18 protein-coding genes and 1 pseudogene are annotated in these 20,378 nt (G+C 75.2%); 5 read left to right on the plus strand and 14 right to left on the minus strand.

Annotated elements, in window-relative coordinates; genetic code table 11:
- Positions 1–11: 11 nt before the first annotated feature.
- Positions 12–728, plus strand: a complete 717-nt coding sequence (locus tag PH190_RS03740) for an alpha/beta fold hydrolase (RefSeq protein ID WP_274230155.1) — start codon at positions 12–14, stop codon at positions 726–728.
- Here PH190_RS03740 and PH190_RS03745 read toward each other — a convergent pair.
- From PH190_RS03745 to PH190_RS03780, 8 genes are all read right to left on the minus strand, one after another.
- The gene (locus PH190_RS03745) at positions 721–1,923 is read right to left on the minus strand and encodes a CynX/NimT family MFS transporter (protein WP_274230156.1); all 1,203 of its coding nucleotides are present in this window, start codon (positions 1,921–1,923) and stop codon (positions 721–723) included. The genes PH190_RS03740 and PH190_RS03745 overlap by 8 nt on opposite strands.
- Positions 1,920–2,819, minus strand: a complete 900-nt coding sequence (locus PH190_RS03750; protein WP_274230157.1) for a patatin-like phospholipase family protein — start codon at positions 2,817–2,819, stop codon at positions 1,920–1,922. Before PH190_RS03750 ends, PH190_RS03745 begins: the two co-directional genes overlap by 4 nt.
- 70 nt (positions 2,820–2,889) lie before the next feature.
- Positions 2,890–3,390, minus strand: coding sequence for an esterase-like activity of phytase family protein (locus tag PH190_RS03755; RefSeq protein WP_274230158.1), 501 nt, complete (start codon positions 3,388–3,390; stop codon positions 2,890–2,892).
- Entirely contained in the window at positions 3,333–3,701 is a 369-nt protein-coding gene (locus PH190_RS03760) for a hypothetical protein (RefSeq protein WP_274230159.1), read from the minus strand. Before PH190_RS03760 ends, PH190_RS03755 begins: the two co-directional genes overlap by 58 nt.
- 97 nt (positions 3,702–3,798) lie before the next feature.
- Entirely contained in the window at positions 3,799–6,180 is a 2,382-nt protein-coding gene (gene ppsA, locus PH190_RS03765; protein ID WP_274230160.1) for a phosphoenolpyruvate synthase, read from the minus strand.
- A gap of 113 nt (positions 6,181–6,293) precedes the next feature.
- A complete protein-coding gene (locus tag PH190_RS03770; protein WP_274230161.1) occupies positions 6,294–6,686 on the minus strand; it encodes a DUF3037 domain-containing protein in 393 nt (130 codons plus the stop codon).
- Entirely contained in the window at positions 6,683–7,453 is a 771-nt protein-coding gene (locus tag PH190_RS03775) for a HipA family kinase (protein ID WP_420791568.1), read from the minus strand. The genes PH190_RS03770 and PH190_RS03775 overlap by 4 nt, the downstream gene beginning before the upstream one ends.
- A gap of 19 nt (positions 7,454–7,472) precedes the next feature.
- Positions 7,473–8,156: a nucleotidyltransferase gene (locus tag PH190_RS03780; RefSeq protein ID WP_274230163.1), complete on the minus strand. Its 684-nt coding sequence runs from the start codon at positions 8,154–8,156 to the stop codon at positions 7,473–7,475.
- Between the two features lie 52 nt (positions 8,157–8,208).
- Between PH190_RS03780 and PH190_RS03785 the strand changes: the two genes are divergently transcribed.
- Positions 8,209–9,000, plus strand: coding sequence for an endonuclease/exonuclease/phosphatase family protein (locus tag PH190_RS03785; protein WP_274230164.1), 792 nt, complete (start codon positions 8,209–8,211; stop codon positions 8,998–9,000).
- A gap of 217 nt (positions 9,001–9,217) precedes the next feature.
- Here the strand turns inward: PH190_RS03785 and PH190_RS03790 are convergent, their stop codons facing one another.
- From PH190_RS03790 to PH190_RS03800, 3 genes and pseudogenes are all read right to left on the minus strand, one after another.
- A complete protein-coding gene (locus tag PH190_RS03790; RefSeq protein WP_274230165.1) occupies positions 9,218–12,079 on the minus strand; it encodes a vitamin B12-dependent ribonucleotide reductase in 2,862 nt (953 codons plus the stop codon).
- Positions 12,080–12,296: 217 nt separating this feature from the next.
- Positions 12,297–12,737: pseudogene (gene nrdR, locus PH190_RS03795) on the minus strand (transcriptional regulator NrdR); the annotation flags it as partial.
- A gap of 445 nt (positions 12,738–13,182) precedes the next feature.
- A complete protein-coding gene (locus PH190_RS03800) occupies positions 13,183–13,827 on the minus strand; it encodes a hypothetical protein (protein WP_274230166.1) in 645 nt (214 codons plus the stop codon).
- A 216-nt stretch (positions 13,828–14,043) separates the two neighbouring features.
- Between PH190_RS03800 and lexA the strand changes: the two genes are divergently transcribed.
- From lexA to PH190_RS03815, 3 genes are all read left to right on the plus strand, one after another.
- Positions 14,044–14,805, plus strand: coding sequence for a transcriptional repressor LexA (lexA, locus tag PH190_RS03805; protein WP_274230167.1), 762 nt, complete (start codon positions 14,044–14,046; stop codon positions 14,803–14,805).
- Between the two features lie 111 nt (positions 14,806–14,916).
- Complete coding sequence (locus tag PH190_RS03810) at positions 14,917–15,585, plus strand: FadR/GntR family transcriptional regulator (RefSeq protein ID WP_274230168.1); 669 nt, start codon at positions 14,917–14,919, stop codon at positions 15,583–15,585.
- Entirely contained in the window at positions 15,582–16,760 is a 1,179-nt protein-coding gene (locus PH190_RS03815; RefSeq protein ID WP_274230169.1) for an MFS transporter, read from the plus strand. Before PH190_RS03810 ends, PH190_RS03815 begins: the two co-directional genes overlap by 4 nt.
- A 46-nt stretch (positions 16,761–16,806) precedes the next feature.
- Here PH190_RS03815 and PH190_RS03820 read toward each other — a convergent pair whose 3' ends face one another.
- The 3 genes from PH190_RS03820 to dapF all read right to left on the minus strand — a co-directional run bounded on the left by PH190_RS03820 (position 16,807) and on the right by dapF (position 20,322).
- A complete protein-coding gene (locus PH190_RS03820) occupies positions 16,807–17,829 on the minus strand; it encodes an SdiA-regulated/phytase-like domain-containing protein (RefSeq protein ID WP_274230170.1) in 1,023 nt (340 codons plus the stop codon).
- Positions 17,830–17,861: 32 nt separating this feature from the next.
- Positions 17,862–19,418, minus strand: coding sequence for a GTPase HflX (gene hflX / locus PH190_RS03825; protein ID WP_274230171.1), 1,557 nt, complete (start codon positions 19,416–19,418; stop codon positions 17,862–17,864).
- Between the two features lie 61 nt (positions 19,419–19,479).
- Positions 19,480–20,322, minus strand: a complete 843-nt coding sequence (dapF, locus tag PH190_RS03830; protein ID WP_420791582.1) for a diaminopimelate epimerase — start codon at positions 20,320–20,322, stop codon at positions 19,480–19,482.
- Between the last annotated feature and the right edge of the window lie 56 nt (positions 20,323–20,378).

Consider the following 20,378-nt stretch of genomic DNA (forward strand, 5'->3'; position numbering starts at 1 on the left):
TCCATGGACCCGTGGCGGCGGTGGCGGTGCTGGTGCACGGCGGGTGGCACGGCGGCTGGGTGTGGCGCCCGGTCGCCGCGCGGCTGCGCGCCGCCGGCCACGAGGTGCACACCCCGACGCTGACCGGCGTCGGCGACCGCGCGCACCTCCACGGGCCGCACGTCGGGCTCGCGACGCACGTGCAGGACGTCGTCGCGACCCTGCACATGGAGGATCTCCACGACGTCCTGCTCGTCGGGCACAGCTCGAGCGGCGTGGTCATCACCGGCGTCGCGCAGCACGCCCCGGAGCGCATCGCGGGCCTGGTCTACCTCGACGCGTTCGTCCCCGAGCCGGGGCGCTCGCTGCACGACCTGCTGCCCCCGGAGCGCCGCGCGTTCTTCCTGAGCCGGGTGGACGACGAGGACCGGATCGTGCTCGACCCCGAGGTCGCGATGGACGGCTGGGCCATCCGCGACGAGCGCCTGCGGGCCTGGGTGGGACCGCGCCTGACCCCGCAGCCCCGCCGCGGAGCCGACGACCCGCTGCCCGACGCGCCGGTCCCGACGCTCGACCGCTGGTACGTCCACTGCACGGACAAGCCCGGGTTCGACGTCTTCGCCGGCGTCGCCGACGCCGCCCGCGGGGACGCGACGTGGCGCGGGGTCGAGGTCCTCGACACCGGCCACGACGCGATGGTCACCGATCCCGACGGGACCGCCCGGGTCCTCCTGGGGATCGTCAGCTGAGCACGTGCCGGTCCCGCCCGGCGCCCCACCCCACCGCGATCAGCGGCACGACGAGCACCAGCATCACCACCAGCGGCACCGTCCACCCGTCGGTGGCGTCGTGGAGCGCACCGAGGGCGAACGGGCCGAGCGCGGCGAGCGTGTAGCCGACGCCCTGGGCCATCGCCGAGAGCTCGGCGGTGTGCTCGGTGTCGGGCGAGCGCAGCGTGATGAGCAGCAGCCCGAGCGCGATGTTCGAGCCCTGCGCGATCCCGAGCAGCACCATCCACAGCACCGCGAGCGAGTCGGGGGCGAGGAGCAGCCCGACGTAGCCGACGACGTAGAACAGGCAGGTCGTCGTCACGACCAGGCTCTGCGACGGGCGGCGCATCGCGAACGACGGCGCCGTCGCCGAGAACACCAGCCCGACGAAGCCGGCGAGCGAGAGCAGCAGACCGCCCTCGGCGGGGGTGCGCCCGGCGTCGACGAAGATCGTCGGGATCCACGCCGACAGCGCGTAGAACTGCAGCGACTGCAGGCCCATGAACAGCGTGACCTGCCACGCGAGCGGGTCGCGCAGCAGCGCGCTGCGCAGCGTCGGCCCCTCCCGCGCGGGCGGCGGGGGCACCGTGCGCCGCCGCGCCCGCGGGAGCCAGACGACGAGCGTCGCGAGCGCCAGGAGCCCCCACAGCCCGAGGGTCGCGCTCCAGTCCAGGCCCGTGATCCGCTGCAGCGGCACGGTGACCGCCGCGGCCACGGCCCCGCCGCCGGTGAGCACCATCGAGTACGCGCCGGTCATCGCGCCCGTGCGGTGCGGGAAGTCGCGCTTGACCAGGGTCGGCAGCGAGACGTTGCCGACCGCGATCGCGGTGCCGACCAACACGCTGCCCACGAGGATGACGGCCAGCGAGGAGACCAGCCGCAGCGCGATCCCGACCGCGAGCACCACCAGCGCCGCGACGAGCAGCCGCTCGAGACCCCAGCGGCGGGCCAGGCGCGGCGCGACCGGGGCGAGGAGACCGAAGCAGAGCACCGGCAGGCTGGTCAGCAGCCCCGCGACGCCGCTGGAGACGCCGAGCGCGTCACGCGCCTGGTCGACCAGCGGCGCGACGCCGACCACCGGCGGGCGCAGGTTGGCCGCGAGCAGCAGGACCGCGAACGCGGCGAGCGCGCCGCCGCGGCGCACCGTCGTCGCGGTGGCGGTCGGGGCACTCATGCCCAGGACCGCAGGACCTCGGCGGCGCGAGCGCAGCCCTGCTCCCGGCCGGCCGTCGCCGACGCCGGCATCGTGGCCGGGTCGAGCACGTTCGTGCCGAACGCCGCGACCGCGGTCTCGTCGGCGAGGATCGCGATCGCGGTGGTGTCCGGGTACTGCTCCTGGCGGTGCTCGATCTCCTGGGTCACCGACCGGAAGGGGCCGCCCGCCGGCGGGTCGAGCGGGGCGACGACGAGCAGCCGGTCGGCGGGGCCGGTGATCTCGAAGCCGTCGTCGTCGGCGCGCGCCACGTGCACCACCGACGCGACGCCGCCGTCGATGTAGCGCCACGTGCCGACCGTCATCGGCGGCCACACACCGGGCACCGCGCAGCTCCCGGCCACCGCGTCGACGAGCCGGACGCGGGCGTCGCGGGTAAACACCGCGAGGTCCCCGGACCGCGCGTCGACCGCGGTGATGCGCAGGTCGGTCGCCGGCCACTCCTTGACCGGCAGGCGGGCGTCGATCACCGCGAGCCGCTCGGCCTCCGGGGGCGTGTCCGCGGCCAGCGCCCACGCGCCGAGCCGGGCCCGCATCTCCCCCGCGTCCCGGGCGCCGTCCATGGCGGCGACGAGCTCGGCGCCGAGGGCCTCCATGTCGAGGTTCGCGGGCGGGCCCGTGGTGCCCGACGACCCGGCGAGGTGCTCCTCGTGCACGGCGGCGAGGTCCACGCCGGTGGTCAGGAGCGTGCCGACGACGGAGCCGGCGGAGGTGCCCACGACACGGTCCGCGAGGCCGAGGTCGACGCCGCCCTCGGCCAGACCGACGAGCACGCCCACCTCCCACGCGATGCCGGCGAGGCCTCCGCCGCCGAGGACGAGGGCGCGGGTCGGACGGGTGCGAGCGTCGGCGGTCACGGCGCCACCCTCCACCTCCGCGGCACGCTCCGCACGCGCGGTGTCACGGATCGCACTCCGCTCGGCCGGGTCACGGCGGGGGCAGGCGCACCACGAGGTCATCGAGCCGGGTCGTCTGCTCGGGATTCTGGTTGTCGTCGCTGACGAGCAGCACCCGCAGCGCGCCGTCGGGGGTGCGCCCGAGGACCGTCATGCCCTCGACGTCGTCGAGCAGCGGGTTCGCCTGCGCCTGCCTGGCGGTGGCGCCGAGGTCCGGGCAGGCGCCGAGGTCCGCGAGCGGGGTGCGGGCGACGGGGGCGGGTCCACCGGTGGCCGGCAGGGACGGGATGGCGGTGACGTCGGCGGCGCCGCGGGGGTCGGCGAGCGCGAGGTGCACGGTGTTGCCCACCCCGGGCGTGTAGGAGCGCTCGACGACGAGCAGGCGCCCGTCGCCCGTGGCGGCGAGCTCGGCGAGGTCGAGGCCGGGGTCGGGGCGGTACGCGCACTGCGGGCCCGGCGTCCCGGTCGTCCAGGTCAGGAGGCGGCGCACGCCCGGGTCGTCGCCGGTGAGCCCGCCCTCGACCGACGCCACCACGACGCCCGGGGCCAGGACGGCGTCGCGCCGGTCGGCTCGCGGCGGCCCGGGTCGAGCGTGAACAGCACCGACCGGTCGCTCAGCGCCAGCAGCGTCCCGTCGCGGTCGACGCCGAGCCCGGACAGGCCGGTGACCGGCCAGGTACGCCGCGCCCCGTACCCCCGGCCGTCGAGGACGTCGGAGAAGCCGGCGATCGCGACGGCCGGCGAGCAGGGCTGCGGCGCGACGGTCGCCGACCTCGGCCCCGAGCCCGACCCGCATGCGGCGAGCACGACCAGGAGGAGCCCGACCGCCGCTGCTCTCGTCACCGCGGCACCGTGCCCCACCGAGGTGAACGGACGGCGACCGTGATCGACGTACCGATACGGACGCTGGGTGTCAGCGACGGCACGTCGCTGACACCCCTCAGCCGCGGCGCGACTCGGCCTCGGCGACGCGCTCGATGACGGTGAGCACGCTGTCGGGGTTCAGCGACATCGAGTCGATGCCCTGCTCGACGAGGAACTCCGCGAGGTCCGGGTGGTCGCTGGGGCCCTGGCCGCAGATGCCGACGTAGCGGTCCTTGGCGTGGGCCGCCTCGATCAGCATCGTGATCATCTTCTTGACCGCCGGGCTGCGCTCGTCGAACAGGTGCGTGAGGCGGTCGTCGTCGCGGCCGATGCCGAGGGTGAGCTGGGTGAGGTCGTTGGAGCCGATGGAGAAGCCGTCGAAGCGGTCGGCGAACTCGTCGGCCTGCAGCACGTTCGACGGGATCTCGGCCATGACGTAGACCTGCAGGTCGTCCTGCCCGCGCTCGAGCCCGTACTCGGCCATGACCTCCAGGACCCGGTCGGCCTCCTCGGGCGTGCGGCAGAACGGGACCATGACGACGACGTTCGTGAAGCCCATCTCGGTGCGCACGCGCCGCAGCGCCCGGCACTCGAGGGCGAACGCCTCCTTGTAGTCGTCGCTGTAGTACCGCGACGCCCCGCGCCAGCCGAGCATCGGGTTCTCCTCGTCGGGCTCGAACTGCGCCCCGCCGAGCAGGCCGGCGTACTCGTTGGTCTTGAAGTCCGACAGCCGCACGACGACCGGTTCCGGGTACTGCGACGCGGCGATGGTGGCGACGCCGCGGGCGAGGTGGTCGACGAAGTACTCGCCCTTGTCGTCCCAGCCGGCGGTGAGCTCCTCGATCTGCGCCTTCGCCTCGGCGTCGGACACCTCGTCGAGGTGCAGCAGCGCCAGCGGGTGGGCCTGGATGACGTTGTTGACCAGGTACTCCATCCGCGCGAGCCCGATGCCGTGGGCGGGCAGGCGCCACCACTGCATGGCCGCCGCGGGGCTGCCGATGTTCATCATCACCCGCGTCGTCGGCTGCGGCACCGACTCGAGGTCCAGCTCGCGCTCCTCGTAGGCGAGCAGGCCCTCGTAGACGTGCCCCTCGTCGCCCTCGACGCAGGAGATCGTCACCTCGCGGCCGTCGGCGAGCAGCTCGGTCGCGTTGCCGGACCCGACGATCGCCGGCACGCCGAGCTCGCGGCTGACGATCGCGGCGTGCGAGGTGCGCCCGCCGCGGTCGGTGACGATGGCGGCGGCGCGGCGCATGATCGGCACCCAGTCCGGGTCGGTCATCTCGGTGACCAGGACCTTGCCGTCCTCGAACTGGTCGACGTCGTCGGCGGACGCGATGACCTGGACCTCGCCCGCCGCGATGGCCTGCCCGATCGCGAGGCCCGACAGGATCACCTCGCCGGTCTCGGTGAGGCTGAACGTGGAGAGCGTCCCGGCACCCGCGCGCGACTGCACGGTCTCGGGCCGCGCCTGGACGACGAACAGGTCGCCGCTGCGCCCGTCCCTGGCCCACTCGACGTCCATCGGGCGCTCGTAGTGCTCTTCGATGACCGAGCCCCAACGGGCGAGCGCGAGGATCTCCTCGTCGGACAGGACCGTCGCCCGGCGCTCCTCGTCGGTGGTCTCGACGTTCTCCGTCGGCTCGTCACCCGCGTCGGTGTAGACGAGCTTGCGCTCCTTGGCCCCGATCGTCTTCGCGAGGATCGGGACGAGCTCCTCGCGGTCGAGGAAGGGCTTGTAGACCGTGTACTGATCGGGGGTGACCTCGCCGCCGACGACGTTCTCGCCAAGGCCCCAGGCGGCGTTGATGATCGCGGTGTCGGGGAAGCCGGTGTCGGAGTCGATCGTGAACATGACGCCGGCGGAGCCGAGGTCGGAGCGCACCATCTTCTGGATGCCGATCGAGAGCGCGACGTCGGTGTGCTCGAAGCCCTGCTCGACGCGGTAGCTGATCGCGCGGTCGGTGAACAGCGAGGCGTAGCAGTCGCGGCAGGCCGCGAGCAGGGCGTCGGCGCCGGTGATGTTGAGGTAGGTGTCCTGCTGGCCGGCGAAGCTCGCGTCGGGCAGGTCCTCGGCGGTCGCGCTGCTGCGCACGGCGACGTCGACGTCGGTCGTCTCGTAGCGCTCCCCCAGCTCCGCGTACGCCGACCGGATCGCCTCCGCCGTCGACTCCGGGAACTCGGCCTGCGCGAACAGGTCGCGGACGGCCGCGCCGGCGTCGGCGAGCTCGCGGGAGCCGTCGGCGAGCTCGCCGAGGATGCCGGCGATCTTCTCGTCGAGGTGGTTGTGGGCGAGGAACGTGCGGTAGGCCGTCGCCGTCGTCGCGAAGCCGCCGGGGACGCGGATGCCGCGCCCGGCCAGGTTCCCGATCATCTCGCCGAGCGAGGCGTTCTTGCCGCCCACCTCCTCGACGTCGCCGGACCCCACCGTCTCCAGCCAGCGCACCTCGTCGGCCACCGCGTCCTCCTCCGTCCGTGGCCGCGTCGCCGGTCCCTCCCGGGACGGGTTGCGCGCGGCCGAGCACCGGGCGGAATCCCCCGTGGCGGCGCCGGGGAAAACGGCGGAACGATTCAGGACGGCGCGCGCACGAGCCGGGCCACCAGCCGGTCGATCTCGGCCTCGGGGTCCGCGGTCAGCCCGGTGTGCACCGGCCCGGGCTGCAGGACGGTGCTGCGCGGCGCGGTCAGCCAGCGGAACCGCTCGCCGGCAGACAGCACCGCCGCGGGTCCCTCGCCCCGGACCGCCCGCTCCCACGCGGCGACGGCGTCGCGCACGGCGTCGAGGTCGGCGTGCGGCGCGAGGGCGCGCACGCGGTCCGGGTCGAGGTCGGTGCGGACGGCGAGGTGCTCGCGGTGGCGGCAGTAGAGCAGCACGCCGACGTTGACCAGCTCGCCGCGCTCGATGTCGGGCACCACGCGCAGCAGGGCGTACTCGAAGGTGTCCCGGGTGCCGGCGGCGCTCATCGCGGCACCCACGCCTCGCGGGCGGCGAGCCGACCCAGGAGGTGCTCGACGTAGGCGTCGCGGCGGGCACCAGGTTCGGTGCCCGGCTCGTCGAGCCACCCGTCGGGCACCCGGGCCACGACGTCGGTCAGCAGCGCCCGGTCGACCGTGCCGGTGAGGTCGGCGTCGGCCTCCGCCCGCGCCGTGGCCGCCGGGGCGAGGACGTGGTCGCCGGTGTCGTAGGGGCGCGCGACCACGGCGTCGGCGCGGGCCCAGGAGTGGTGGAAGTAGAGGCAGGCGCCGTGGTCGATGAGCCAGAGGTCGCGGTGCCAGCGCAGCAGGTTCGGGTTGCGCCACGACCGATCGACGTTCTCGACGAACGCGTCGAACCACAGGACCCGCGAGGCCTCGGCGGCGTCGATCCGGTGCGCGACCGGGTCGAAGCCGATGGCACCGGGCAGGAAGTCCATGCCGAGGTTCTCGCCGCCGCTGCGCGCGAGGAGCTCCTGGACCTCCCAGTCGGGCTCCGCGCGGGCGATCACGGGGTCGAGGTCCAGCACCACGAGCTCGGGCACCCGCAGCCCCAGGCGCCGGGCGAGCTCGCCCGCGATCACCTCGGCGACCAGCGCCTTCGCGCCCTGCCCCGCCCCGACGAACTTCGCGACGTAGGTGCCGAGGTCGTCGGCCTCGACCAGCCCCGGCAGCGAGCCGCCCTCGCGCAGCGGGGTGACGTACCGGGTGGCGACGACCCGCCGCAGCCCCGCCCCGCCCTCGTCCACGGGCGTCATCGTGCCGGGCGCGGTCGGGTCAGCGGTCTCGGGGTGCGCTGTGATCAGGATGGTGGCAGGGACGGTGGTCGGCCCGGTCGACCTGGTGATCGGGCCGGTGGTCGACCCGGTGCTCGGCGTGCTCGACCTGCGGCGCGACCCCGATCCGCCGCAGCAGGAACAGGCACGCGACGGCGATGTCGTTCCACGCCGTGGCGTCCTCCGCCCGCGACCAGTCGATCTTCTCGCGCAGCGCCCGCGCGGTGGGCAGGACCTTGGCGAGGTCGCAGGCGTGCTCGTTGAGCGCGGCGAGCTTGCCGATGAGGAGGTCGGTGGCGTCGACGACCGGCATCGCCACCGACAGCACCTCCTGCTCGCGCGCCCGGGCGAGCAGCTCCCCGTCGACGGACACGCCGGCGAGGCGGAACAGCACGTCGACCAGCGCGCCGTCGCTGTAGACCTTGAACAGCCAGTCCTCGGGCGGGTGTCGGACGTCGAGCTCCGCGGCGGTCAGGGCCTCCGCGGCGCGCTCCGCGTCGGCCTCGGCGACGACGAAGTCGACGTCGTTCTCCGGCTCCGGCCCGCCCAGGGCCCAGCCCGCGTACCCGCCGGCCAGCGCGAAGCCGATCCCGCCCGTGCGCAGGGCGACCGCGACGCGCTTGAGCGCCTCGCGGCGACCGACGCCGTCGGGCGGGTGACCGGGATCGTCCGAAGGTCCGTTCACCCCGAGGGCGGTACCCGGGGAGATCGCGAGCGAACCGGGCACCCTGGGGCTCGTGCGACTGGGGACCTGGAACGTGCTGCACGGCGCCGCGACGGCCACCGGCCCGGCCGACGTGGACGGATTAGCGAAGGCCGTCGACGCGCTCGACGTCGACGTGCTCGGGCTGCAGGAGGTCGACCGCGCCCAGCCCCGGTCGGAGGGCGCGGACCTGGCGGCGGTCGCGGCCGAGGCGATGGGCGCCGTCGAGCACCGCTTCGCCCCGACCCTGCACGGCGTGCCCGGCGACTGGGTGCCCGCGCCGGACCCGGTGGGCGAGACGACCGCGGGCGACACCCGCCCCCCGCCCGGGACGTCGCCGGCGTACGGGATCGCCCTGGTGTCCCGGCTGCCGGTGGTCGACTGGTGGGTGCTGCCCCTCCCCCGGCTGCCGCGCCGGGTCCCGCTGCTGCTCGGGAGCCCGCGCCGCCCGGTCCTCGTGCGCGACGAGCCCCGCACCGCGCTCGCGGCCCGCGTCGTCGGCCCGCACGGGCCCGTGACCGTGGCGACCACCCACCTGTCGTTCATCCCCGGCTGGAACCTCGTCCAGCTGCGGCACCTCGTGCGGGCCCTGCGCGACGAGGACCCCCTGGTGGTCACCGGCGACCTCAACCTCGGCGTCCGCCGCGCCCGCCTCGGCAGCGGCCTGCCGGGTCTCGTCGCGGGGCTGACGTTCCCGGCCGACGCCCCGCAGCGCCAGATCGACCACGTGCTCGGGCGCGGCGTCGTCGCCACCGCGCCGCAGGTGCACCACCCGCCGCTGTCGGACCACCGCGCGCTCTCGGCGACGGTGGTGCCGGCGGAGTGAGCGAGGGCGTCCCTCGCTGCGTGGCGGGCAGCGAGGGACGCCCTGGCTGCGTGCCGAGGTGCGGGTGCCCGCTCCCGGGACCGGTGCGGCGTGCGGAGCTCCCGCTCCGTCGATCGGCGCGGGCGCGCGGGGCGCCCGGCGTCGGGGTGACGCCGGGCGCCCCAGGCGGGGCCGGGGAGCGGGCCTCGGTGGGGTGGGTCCGGCTGCGCCGGACCAGCTAGCTGCAGCCGCTGGTGGAGCCGCAGCCCTCGCAGACGTAGCAGGAGCCGGCGGGCCGCATCTTCGTGCCGCAGGTCAGGCAGAGCGGCGCGTCGGCCGCCTTGCCCTGCTGCAGCTCGAGCAGCTCGGTGGAGCTGCCGACCGAGACGTCGGCCTTGCGGCGGTCCTTGGGGCCCTGCTCGGTGGGCGTGACGTCCACCGAGGTGCGGAGCGACTCGACGTCGACCGGCTCGGCGGCCGGGGCCGCCGCGGCCGCCGGCGCCCCGGTGCCGTAGTCGGTGGCCGCGACCTGGGCCGAGCGCTCGTCCGCGGAGAAGATGCCCAGCTGGGCGCGCTTCTCGTAGGGCAGGTGGTCGAGCGCGATGCGGCGGAACAGGTAGTCGACGACGCTCGTGGCCATGCGGACGTCGGGGTCGTCGGTCATGCCCGCCGGCTCGAAGCGCATGTTGACGAACTTGGAGACGTAGGTCTCCAGCGGCACGCCGTACTGCAGCGCGATCGAGATGGCCATGGAGAACGCGTCCATGACGCCGGCGAGGGTCGAGCCCTGCTTCGACATCTTGACGAAGATCTCGCCGAGGCCGTCGTCGGGGTACGAGCCCGCGGTGAGGTAGCCCTCCGCGCCCGCGACCGCGAACGACACCGTCTCGCTCGGGCGCTTCTTCGGGAGCCGCTTGCGCACCGGGCGCGGGTCGGCCGCCGCGACCTCCTTGCCGGTGGTCGACTCGGCGGTGGACCCGGAGGCCTTGCCCGTCGACAGCGGCTGGCCGACCTTGCAGTTGTCGCGGTAGATCGCGAGCGCCTTGAGCCCCAGCTTCCAGGACTCGAAGTAGATCTCCTCGATGTCCTCGACCGAGGCCTGCTCGGGCATGTTGACCGTCTTGGAGATGGCCCCGGAGATGAACGGCTGGACCGCGGCCATCATCCGCACGTGGCCCATCGGCGCGATCGAGCGCTGGCCCATCGCGCAGTCGAACACCTCGTAGTGCTCGGGGCGCAGGCCCGGGGCGTCGATGACGTGGCCGTGCTCGGCGATGTACTCGACGATCGCCTCGCTCTGCTCGGCCTGGTAGCCGAGCACGTCGAGGGCGCGCGGGATGGTCTGGTTGACGATCTGCATCGAGCCGCCGCCGACCAGCTTCTTGAACTTGACCAGCGAGAAGTCCGGCTCCACCCCGGTGGTGTCGCAGTCCATCATGAAGCCGATGGTCCCGGTGGGGGCGAGCACGCTGGCCTGGGCGTTGCGCCAGCCGCTGCGGGCGCCGACCTCGAGCCCGGTCTGCCACTGCGTGGTGGCCGCGTCGCGGATGCGGGCGTCCTCGCGGTGCACGGTGCGGATCGCGTCGTTGGCGGCGGCGTGCTTGCGCATGACCCGGCGGTGGGCGTCGGCGTTGCGGGCGTAGCCGTCGTACGGCGCGACCGCCCCGGCGAGCTCGGCGGAGCGGCGGTAGGCCGTGCCGGTCATCAGCGAGGTGATCGACGCCGCCAGCGCGCGCCCGCCCTCGGAGTCGTACGCCCGGCCGGTGGCCATGAGCAGCGCGCCGAGGTTGGCGTAGCCGATGCCGAGCTGACGGAAAGCGCGCGTCGTCTCACCGATCGACTCGGTGGGGAAGTCGGCGAAGCAGATCGAGATGTCCATCGCGGTGATGACCAGCTCGACCGAGCGCACGAAGTCGTCGACGCGGAACGAGTTGTCGTCGTCGAGGAACTTCATCAGGTTCAGCGACGCGAGGTTGCAGCTGGAGTTGTCCAGGTGCAGGTACTCCGAGCAGGGGTTGGACGCGGTGATGCGCCCCGACTCCGGCGAGGTGTGCCAGTCGTTGATGGTGTCGTCGTACTGCAGGCCCGGGTCGGCGCACTCCCACGCGGCCTCGGCCATGCTGCGGAAGAGCTTCTTGGCGTCGACGGTGTCGACGACCTCGCCCGTGGTGCGGGCGCGCAGCCCGAACTCGCCGCCCGACTGCACCGCGCGCATGAACTCGTCGGAGACCCGGACCGAGTTGTTGGCGTTCTGGTACTGGACCGACGTGATGTCGGAGCCGCCGAGGTCCATGTCGAACCCGGCGTCGCGCAGCACCCGGATCTTGCGCTCCTCGTCGCGCTTGGTGGCGACGAAGTCGGCGACGTCGGGGTGGTCGACGTCGAGCACGACCATCTTCGCGGCGCGGCGCGTGGCCCCGCCGGACTTGATGGTGCCGGCCGAGGCGTCGGCGCCCCGCATGAACGACACCGGGCCCGAGGCCGTGCCGCCCGAGGACAGCAGCTCCTTCGAGGAGCGGATGCGCGAGAGGTTGAGCCCGGCACCGGAGCCGCCCTTGAAGATCAGCCCTTCCTCGCGGTACCAGTTGAGGATCGACTCCATCGTGTCGTCGACCGACAGGATGAAGCAGGCGCTGACCTGCTGCGGCGAGCTCGTGCCGACGTTGAACCACACCGGCGAGTTGAAGCTGAAGTACTGGTGCAGCAGCATCCAGGTCAGCTCGTGGGAGAACAGCTCGGCGTCCTCGGGCGTCGCGAAGTACCCGTGCTGCGAGCCGGCCTCGGTGTAGGTGCGCACCACGCGGTCGATGAGCTGGCGCAGGCTCGACTCGCGCGCCTCGGTGCCCAGCGCCCCGCGGAAGTACTTGCTGGTGACGATGTTGACGGCGTTCACCGACCACGACTGCGGGAACTCGACGCCCCGCTGCTCGAAGTTGACCGAGCCGTCGCGCCAGTTCGTCATCACCACGTCACGGCGCTCCCACACGACCTCGTCGTACGGGTGGACGCCGGGAGTGGTGTGCACACGCTCGATGGTCAGGCCCCGCCGCGGCGCGGCGGTGTCCGACTCCTCGGACGTGGTGCCGACGGTCTCCGTCATGGGTGTCATCCCTTGTTCGTCGTTCGCGGCGAGCCGGCGGCGCTTCCCCACGCTCCGAGTCGTCACTGTGATTCCCCGACCGTCAGTCCCCGGCCCGTGCTCCCGCGGCGTCCCTCGCCGCCTCGCCCGCCCTCGCCCCTGCAGTGTCGCGCCGACCCCCGACAGTGCCGTCCGGAGTGCCGTCCTGGGTGCCGTCGGGAGAGCCGGGGCCCTCCCGCGAGCTGCGCAGATCGGCGATCTCGGCCTCGAAGTCCGCCACCGACGAGAAGTTGCGGTAGACGCTGGCGAACCGCAGGTAGGCGACCTCGTCGAGCTCGCGCAGCGGCCCCAGGATGGCCATGCCGACCTCCTGGCTGGGCACCTCGGCGGTACCCGCGGCGCGGATCGTCTCCTCGACCCGGTGCGCCAGCTGGGCCAGTGCATCGGTGTCGACGGGACGGCCCTGGCAGGCCCGGGCCACGCCGCGCACGACCTTGTCGCGGCTGAACGGCTCGGTGACCCCGCTGCGCTTGAGCACGGCGAGCACGGGCTCCTCGACGGTGGTGAAGCGCTTGCCGCACGACGAGCACGACCGGCGTCGCCGGATCGCCTGCCCCTCGTCCGCCTCGCGCGAGTCGACGACACGGGAATCGGCGTGCCGGCAGAACGGGCACCGCATGTCGGACTCCCCCTCCCTCGTCGTCGCCCCGCCGGTCGGGTTGTCCCCATCCCTGGGGATCACCGTCCGACCCTGGGGATCGTCGCCCGGGTCCCCGCCGCCCCTGGGGACGGAACTGGGGATCGTCGGGCCCGGTCCGTGGATCGAGCGGTCCGACCGGTGGAGCACCACCGTCGTGCGGTGGAGGACCCTGTGGAGAGTCCCTCACCGGTGTGCACAAGCTGTGGACTAACTACACCAGTGTAACCACTAGATGTTGGGGTGGGACGGTAGCGACGCGCGGACTCGCGATGCAACTCCCCGGACGGTGCCCGGACACCGGGGCGCCGAGCGGGCGTCACGTCCGGACGGGCGGCCTCCCGGTGGGGAACGGGGGGCGGGCGGTGCCCGAGTGGGTGGCGCGCCCGACACGGGCGCGCGGTAGCGGGAGGGCCACTGGGCGGGCTCAGCCCGCCGCGGGCACCACGAGGGGACGACCGGGGGCGAGGGACGACGCGCCCTCCATCCCGTTGAGCTCGCGGATGCGGGTGACCACCGCGTCGGTGTCGGCGCCGGGGGCGACGCGGCCCGCGACGTCGGTGAGCGACTCCCCCGCGCCGACGACGGCCACGGTGGTGCCCGCGGGCACCGGCGTCGGGGCGGCGCCGGGCGCGGTGGACGGGACGACCAGGCCGGCGAGGACCCCGACCAGCACGCCGAGCAGGACGCCCAGCACCACCACGGCGGCGACCCGGCGACGGCGCAGCACCGCGGGGGCGACGGCCGGCACGAGCTCGACGCGGCGCGCCGCACCCCCGCCCGCGACCCGCGGCCGGACCGGCGGCAGCGCGGCCGGGCTGCGCCGTCCGGCGGGGCGGACCGGGCCGCGGACGTCGCCGAGGCCGGCGGGGCGGGCGGGGCGGGAGCCGGCGGGCTGCGGGCGCCCGGCGGGACGGAGGGCGGGGTGCGCCGGGGACACCGGGCCGCCGACACCCACCGGACCCCCGGCGCCCACGGCGCCCACGGCGCCCGCGGCACCCCCGGCCTCCTCGCGCGCACCCGGCACCTCGACGTCGCAGCGGCCCTGCGGACCGGTCGTCCCCACGGACATGTCGACCTCCTCGACTCGCACACGCGTTCGATCGAACGCGTGTGCGATGTCTAGCATCGACCCCCGACAACGTCGACGAATCGACCGGCGTGTCGTTCGAACACGTGTTTGATCCCGTCGGTGCTCGGCGCTAGCTTCGCCGTCGAACCCCCCGCCACCCCGGCGGGCGCGGCGACCTCCCGGGCGCCGCGGGACGACGTCGGAAAGGACACGGCGATGGCACGCACGCCCCAGGGGCCGGACGCCCCCGAGGAGCCGGTGGCGACCGACGCCGTCGTCGCCGCCCGGGTCCACCCCTTCCCGGAGCCCGCCGACGCCGACGCGTCGCCCGGGCTCACGCCGCGGCAGCGCAAGGTGCTCGAGGTCATCCGCGACCATGTCGAGCGCAACGGCTACCCGCCGAGCGTGCGCGAGATCGGGGACGCGGTCGGGCTCACCTCGACGTCCTCGGTGGCCCACCAGATGCGCACGCTCGAGAAGAAGGGCTACCTGCGGCGCGACCCCAACCGCCCGCGCGCGCTCGACGTGCGACTGCCCGAGGAGCTCGAGGGCGCCGGCACCGAGGCGCCGGACCACACCGAGGAGATCCGCGCCGACCGGCCCGCCCCGACCTTCGTGCCGGTCGTCGGCCGGATCGCCGCCGGTGGGCCGATCCTCGCCGAGCAGGCCGTGGAGGAGGTCTTCCCGCTGCCGCGCGAGCTGGTCGGCGAGGGGTCGCTGTTCCTCCTGCGCGTCGCCGGCGACTCGATGGTCGACGCCGCCATCACCGACGGCGACTGGGTGGTCGTGCGCCAGCAGCCCGTCGCCGACAACGGCGAGATCGTCGCCGCGATGATCGACGGCGAGGCCACGGTGAAGACGTTCAAGCGCAAGGACGGGCGGATCTGGCTGCTGCCCCACAACGTCGACTACGAGCCCATCCCCGGCGAGGACGCCACGGTGCTGGGCAAGGTCGTCGCGGTCCTGCGCCGACTGTAGGCGCTCCGGTCGCCCGCGCCCCGGTTTGCCCGGCGGCGCGGTGCGACCTAGCGTTCAGGTCATCAGATGACCTGAGGGGTGGCAGTGCGGCCGGTACGGCGGGGCGGGCTCGTGGAGCAGGTGATCGACGCGCTCAGCGCGCCGATCGAGCGCGGCGACTGGCCGCCGGGCCACCGGCTGCCGGCGGTCACCGACCTCGCCGCCGAGCTCGAGGTCGGGCGCTCGACGGTGCGCGAGGCCGTGCAGGCCCTGGCGCACCACGGCCTGCTCGAGGTCGCGCAGGGCCGAGGAACGTTCGTCGCCACCCCGCGGTCCGGTGAGGACGCCTGGTCCCTGCGCCTGGCGCGCAGCGCCGCGCGCGACGTCTACGAGGCGCGGCGCGGCCCGGAGATCGAGGCGGCCCGGCTCGCGGCCCTGCGCCGCACCGACGACGACCTCCTGGTGATCGAGGCGGCCGCGGCCGACCGTCGCAAGGCCCGCACCTGCGGCGCGACCGGCGAGTGGGCCGAGGCCGACCTCGCGCTGCACCGCGCCGTCGTCGCCGCCACCCACAACCCGGTGCTCGCCCGCGTCTTCGACGCGCTCGCCGAGGGCGTCCACGACACCTTCACCCAGCAGAGCGCCGACCCCGGCTCCGGTGTCGACACCGCCCGCGAGCACGACGCGCTCGTCGCGGCGATCGCCCGGCAGGACCCCGACGCGGCGGCCGCGGCGACCCGCGGCTACCTCGACGCGTGCGAGCAGGAGCTGCGGAGCCTGCTCGGCGAGACTCCTCGGTGACCGGCCGTCGCCGGGCGCTGGGTCTCGCCGTCGAGCACGGGGTGGACGACCTCTACCAGGGCGCGGTGCCGGCGCTGGTCCCCGCGCTCGTGGCGGTCCGCGGCTGGGACCTGACCCGGGCGGGCGGGATCGTCCTCGCCGCGACCGTGCTGTCGTCGGTCGCGCAGCCGCTGTTCGGGGTGCTCGCGGACCGCCGGCGCGTTCCCCACCTGCGGATCCTCGGGATGCTGCTCGCCGCGGCCGGGGTCGGCGCCGTCGGGCTCGTCGACTCGTACGTCGCCACGTGGTCGGCGGTCCTGCTCTCCGGCCTCGGGGTCGCCGCCTACCACCCGGAGGCGGCGCGCGCGGTGCACCTCACCGGCACCGGCGACCGCGGCATGGGGTGGTTCACCGTCGGCGGGCTCGCCGGGTTCGCCGTCGGGCCCGCGGCCGTCGGGGCCGTGGTCGGCGGGCTGGGGCTGGCGGCGACGCCGCTGCTCGCGCTGCCCGCCGCGGCCGCCGCTCTGGTCGGGCTCCTCCCGAGGCGCCGTCCCGGGCCCGCGACCACGAGCGGCGCGAGCGCGCCGGCGGTCGCCGGCACCGGCCGCGACGACTGGCGGCGCTTCGGCTGGCTGACCGGCGTCGTCGTCACCCGGTCCGTCGCCTTCTACGGCCTGAGCGCCTTCCTCGCCGTGCACCTGACGATGCGGTTCGGCTTCGGCCCGGGGCTCGCGGCCGCCACCCTCGGGATCTTCACGGGCGCCGGGGCCGTCGCGACCGTCGCGAGCAGCGCCCTGACGCGGCGGTGGGGGCGGACGGCGGTCCTGCGCGGGTCGTACGTCGCGGCCGTCCCGCTGCTGGCCGCGACGCTCCTCGCGCCGTCGCCGGTGCTGGCGCTCGCGGCGACGGGCCTGCTCGGCGCGGCCCTCGGCGTCCCCGTCCCGGTGCACACGACGCTCGGCCAGGCATACCTGCCCGGACACCTCGGGCTCGCCGCGTCGGTGACGCTGGGGCTCGCGGTCAGCGCGGGCGGCCTCGCGTCCCCGGCGCTCGGGGCCCTCGCCGACCACCGGGGCACCACGCTCGCCCTCGCGGTGCTCATCGCCGGCCCGGCGCTCGCGGCCCTGCTCACCCTGCCCCTCACCGACCGGCCGGAGCCCGAGCAGCCGGAGCGAACGGGGCCTTCGCGCGCGTAGAAGCAGCGAATCCAGGGGAGCACGCCGATAGGGCGTTCGCTGCGACTCACCCCGCCCGCCGCCGCACCAGCGCCACGACGCCCACGAGCAGGCCCGCGCCCACCGCGACGGCGAGGACCAGGCCGATGCTGCGCAGGGGCTCGGGCACGCCGGCCCGGGCAGGCTCTCCGGCCGGGGTGGCCGCCGGGACGGGCGCGGCTCCCGCACCCGACCCTGCCCGCCCGTCCCCCACCAGCCCCACCGCGTCCGGTACCGCGTGCAGCGGCGCCGCCGGCTGCCCCGAGGGCGTCTCGCTCGTGGTGAGCAGGGTCCCGTCCGGCGCGAAGGCGATGGCCTCGCCCTGCACCTCGCCCGGCAGCGGCACCCGCACCGGCGCCCCGCGCAGCGCGCCCACGACGTCCTCGGCCGTCGCCGTCCCCGCGGGCGCCGGGTACAGCCAGGCGTCGGCGTAGGTCCGCAGCGCGACGACCCGGCCGTCGGCGGAGATCGCGCCGCCGGTGTAGCTGCCCGAGCCCAGCGTCGAGATCGCCTCGCCGGGCACGACGACCTCGCCGGCCCGCTGCAGCGTCCCCGTGCCGCCCCCGCCCACCGGCTCGGCGGCGACGTAGACGCCGCTGCGCCCGCCGAGGTCCTTGGTGACGATGACCGGGCGGTGGTCGGCGGGCAGCAGCAGCGACTCGGCGTCGTGCGCGCCGTCGGGGTAGGTCAACCGGGTGACCGTGGTGCCGTCCGGCCTCACCCGCAGGATCGCCACCGTCGCGCGCCGGCGATTGTTGTCCCCGATGTCCGCGAGCCACAGCGACCCGTCGGCGCCGCGGGCGAGGTCCTCGACGTCGCGGCCCTGCACGGACACCGCGGTCTCGCCGACCACCGCGCACCCGTCGTCGAGCCGGTACACGGTGCTCGGGTTGCCGCTGTCGTCGACGACCTCGTAGCCGTCTCCCGGGCCCGCGACCAGCCCGGACGCCTCGGCGAGCCGCGGGTCCGACAGCGTGCACCGGACCTGCGGGTCCGCGGCGGCCACCCCGGGCACGGCGAGCAGGACCCCCACCAGACCGACGGCCGCCAACAGGACGAGGGCGAGCCGGCAGGCGGCGACGCTCAGGGCACGCGGGCGGGGTCGACCGCGGCCGCGCGCAGGGCGGCCGCGAGCTCCTCGTCGACCCGGGCGTGCAGCACCGTGCCCTCCGGGGTGTGGCGCTCGGCGAGCACCTCGCCGTCGGAGTGGGCCCGGGCGACCAGCCCGCCCTCGGTGTAGGGCAGCACGACCTCGAGCTCGACGTCGGGATGCGGCAGCTCCTCGGCGAGGCGTGCCCGCAGCCGCCCGAGCCCCTCGCCGGTGCGCGCCGAGACGAACACCGCGCCGGGCAGGGCCCCGCGCAGCTCGGCCAGCGCCATCGGCTCGGCGGCGTCGACCTTGTTGACGACGAGCAGCTCCTGCGGCGCGGGCGATTCCAGCTCGCCGATCACCTGGCGGACGGCGGCGATCTGGTCCTGCGCCGACGGGTCGGAGCCGTCGACGACGTGGAGCAGCAGGTCGGCGTCGGCGACCTCCTCCAGCGTCGAGCGGAAGGCGTCGACGAGCTGGTGGGGCAGGTGGCGCACGAAGCCGACGGTGTCGGTGAGCGTGACCTCGCGCCCGTCCTCGGTCTCCCAGCGCCGGGTCGTCGGGTCGAGGGTCGCGAACAGCGCGTCCTGGACCAGCACCCCGGCGTCGGTGATCGCGTTGAGCAGGCTCGACTTGCCCGCGTTGGTGTAGCCGGCGATCGCGACCGACGGCACGGCGCGACGCTGGCGGCGCCCGCGCTTGGTGTCGCGGACCGTCGACATGCCCTCGATCTCGCGGCGCAGCTTGGCGATGCGCCGGTGGATGCGGCGGCGGTCGGTCTCGAGCTTGGTCTCACCGGGACCGCGGGTGCCGACGCCGCCGCCACCCGCGCCGCCACCACCGCCGGCGCCGCCGCCCTGCCGGGACAGCGACTCGCCCCAGCCGCGCAGGCGGGGCAGGAAGTAGCGCAGCTGGGCGAGCTCGACCTGGGCCTTGCCTTCCCGGGAGCTCGCGTGCTGGGCGAAGATGTCGAGGATCAGCGCGGTCCGGTCGACCACCTTGACCTTGAGCTTCTCCTCGAGGTTGCGCAGCTGACCGGGCGAGAGCTCGCCGTCGCAGATGACGGTGTCGGCGCCGGTGGCCTGGACGGTCTCGCGCAGCTCGGCCACCTTGCCCGAGCCGACGAACGTGCCGGGGTCGGGCGTCTGGCGGCGCTGGATGAGGCCGTCGAGCACCTCGGAGCCCGCGGTCTCGGCCAGGCGGGCCAGCTCCACGAGCGAGGCGTCGGCCTCGCGGGCGGTGCCCTGTGTCCACACGCCGATGAGCACGACCCGCTCGAGGCGCAGCTGCCGGTACTCGACCTCGGTGACGTCGGTGAGCTCGGTGGACGACCCGGTGAGCCCCGGGACGCGCCGCAGGCTCGTGCGTTCCTCGAGGTCGAGCGCGCCACCGGTGGGTTCGCCGTGCCGCTCGTCCTCGGAGGCGGCGGACGCGGCGTCGGACGGGGCGTCGAGCGGGGCGCCGAGCCGGATGTCGCTGCTGCGGTCGCGGCGGCCCGTCGGGACGCGGGTCGTCGGCGTGCGGGGGTCCTGCGGTGCGGGTTCTGTCATGTCGCCGTCCATGGTTCCACGAGCGGCGAGGCGAGGACCACCGGAATGCGCCTGGCGGGGGTCAGACGCCCGCGGCGACCGGCGCGCCCCACGTCCCGCGCGCGACGAGCTCGGCGGGCCCGGTCAGCGAGGTCGTGGCCCCGTCGACGCCCACGAGCAGGGTGCCGCCGGGGGTGTCGACGGTGACGGTGCCGGTGCCCCGGCCGACGGCGTGCAGCGCCGCGACGGCCCCGGCGACGGTGCCCGTGCCGCAGGAGCGCGTCTCGCCCGACCCGCGCTCGTGCACCCGCAGCCGCACCGCCCCGTCGGCCAGCGGCGTCAGCACCTCGACGTTGACCCCGCGCGGGAAGAGCGACGTGTCGTAGCGGGGCGGCCGGGCGAGGTCGAGGCCCTCGAGATCGGTGGTGGTCACGCACGCGAGGTGCGGGTTGCCGACGTCGACGGCGACACCGTCCAGCTCGACGCCACCGACGACCGTCGTGGAGTACGGCCCGAGCTCGGCCGGGCCCATGTCGACGGTGACGGGGCCGGAGTGGTCGACGGTCACCCAGCGGGTCCCGGCCCGCGTGGCGACGGGGTGGGCGCCGGGGGCGACGAGACCGGCCGCGACGAGGTAGCGCGCGAAGACCCGGATGCCGTTGCCGCACATCTCGGCCAGTGAGCCGTCGGCGTTGCGGTAGTCCATGAACCAGGTCGCCTCGCCGCCGTCCACCTGCGCGGCGGCGGCGACCGGCGTGTCGGTGCGGACCACGCGCAGCACCCCGTCGGCCCCGATCCCCCGGCGGCGGTGGCAGAGCGCGCGCACGAGGAGGCCGTCGTCGAGGTCGACGACGCCGTCGGGGTCGGGGAGCACCACGAAGTCGTTCTCGGTGCCGTGCCCCTTGACGAACTCCACGACGTCCAGCGTAGCGACGCCCGCGTCCCTGCGTGAGCTGCACAACTTCCCACTCCGCAAATATG

The organism is Actinomycetospora straminea (assembly GCF_028737255.1).
In the GTDB taxonomy this organism is placed as follows: domain Bacteria; phylum Actinomycetota; class Actinomycetes; order Mycobacteriales; family Pseudonocardiaceae; genus Actinomycetospora; species Actinomycetospora straminea.

Excerpts from the sequence above, each read along its gene's own strand:
- hflX (WP_274230171.1), bottom strand. The coding sequence starts at position 19,418 with ATGACAGAACCCGCACCGCAGGACCCCCGCACGCCGACGACCCGCGTC.
- PH190_RS03800 (WP_274230166.1), bottom strand. The coding sequence starts at position 13,827 with ATGTCCGTGGGGACGACCGGTCCGCAGGGCCGCTGCGACGTCGAGGTG.
- lexA (WP_274230167.1), top strand. The coding sequence starts at position 14,044 with ATGGCACGCACGCCCCAGGGGCCGGACGCCCCCGAGGAGCCGGTGGCG.
- PH190_RS03770 (WP_274230161.1), bottom strand. The coding sequence starts at position 6,686 with ATGAGCGCCGCCGGCACCCGGGACACCTTCGAGTACGCCCTGCTGCGC.
- PH190_RS03745 (WP_274230156.1), bottom strand. The coding sequence starts at position 1,923 with ATGAGTGCCCCGACCGCCACCGCGACGACGGTGCGCCGCGGCGGCGCG.
- PH190_RS03775 (WP_420791568.1), bottom strand. The coding sequence starts at position 7,453 with ATGACGCCCGTGGACGAGGGCGGGGCGGGGCTGCGGCGGGTCGTCGCC.
- PH190_RS03790 (WP_274230165.1), bottom strand. The coding sequence starts at position 12,079 with ATGACGGAGACCGTCGGCACCACGTCCGAGGAGTCGGACACCGCCGCG.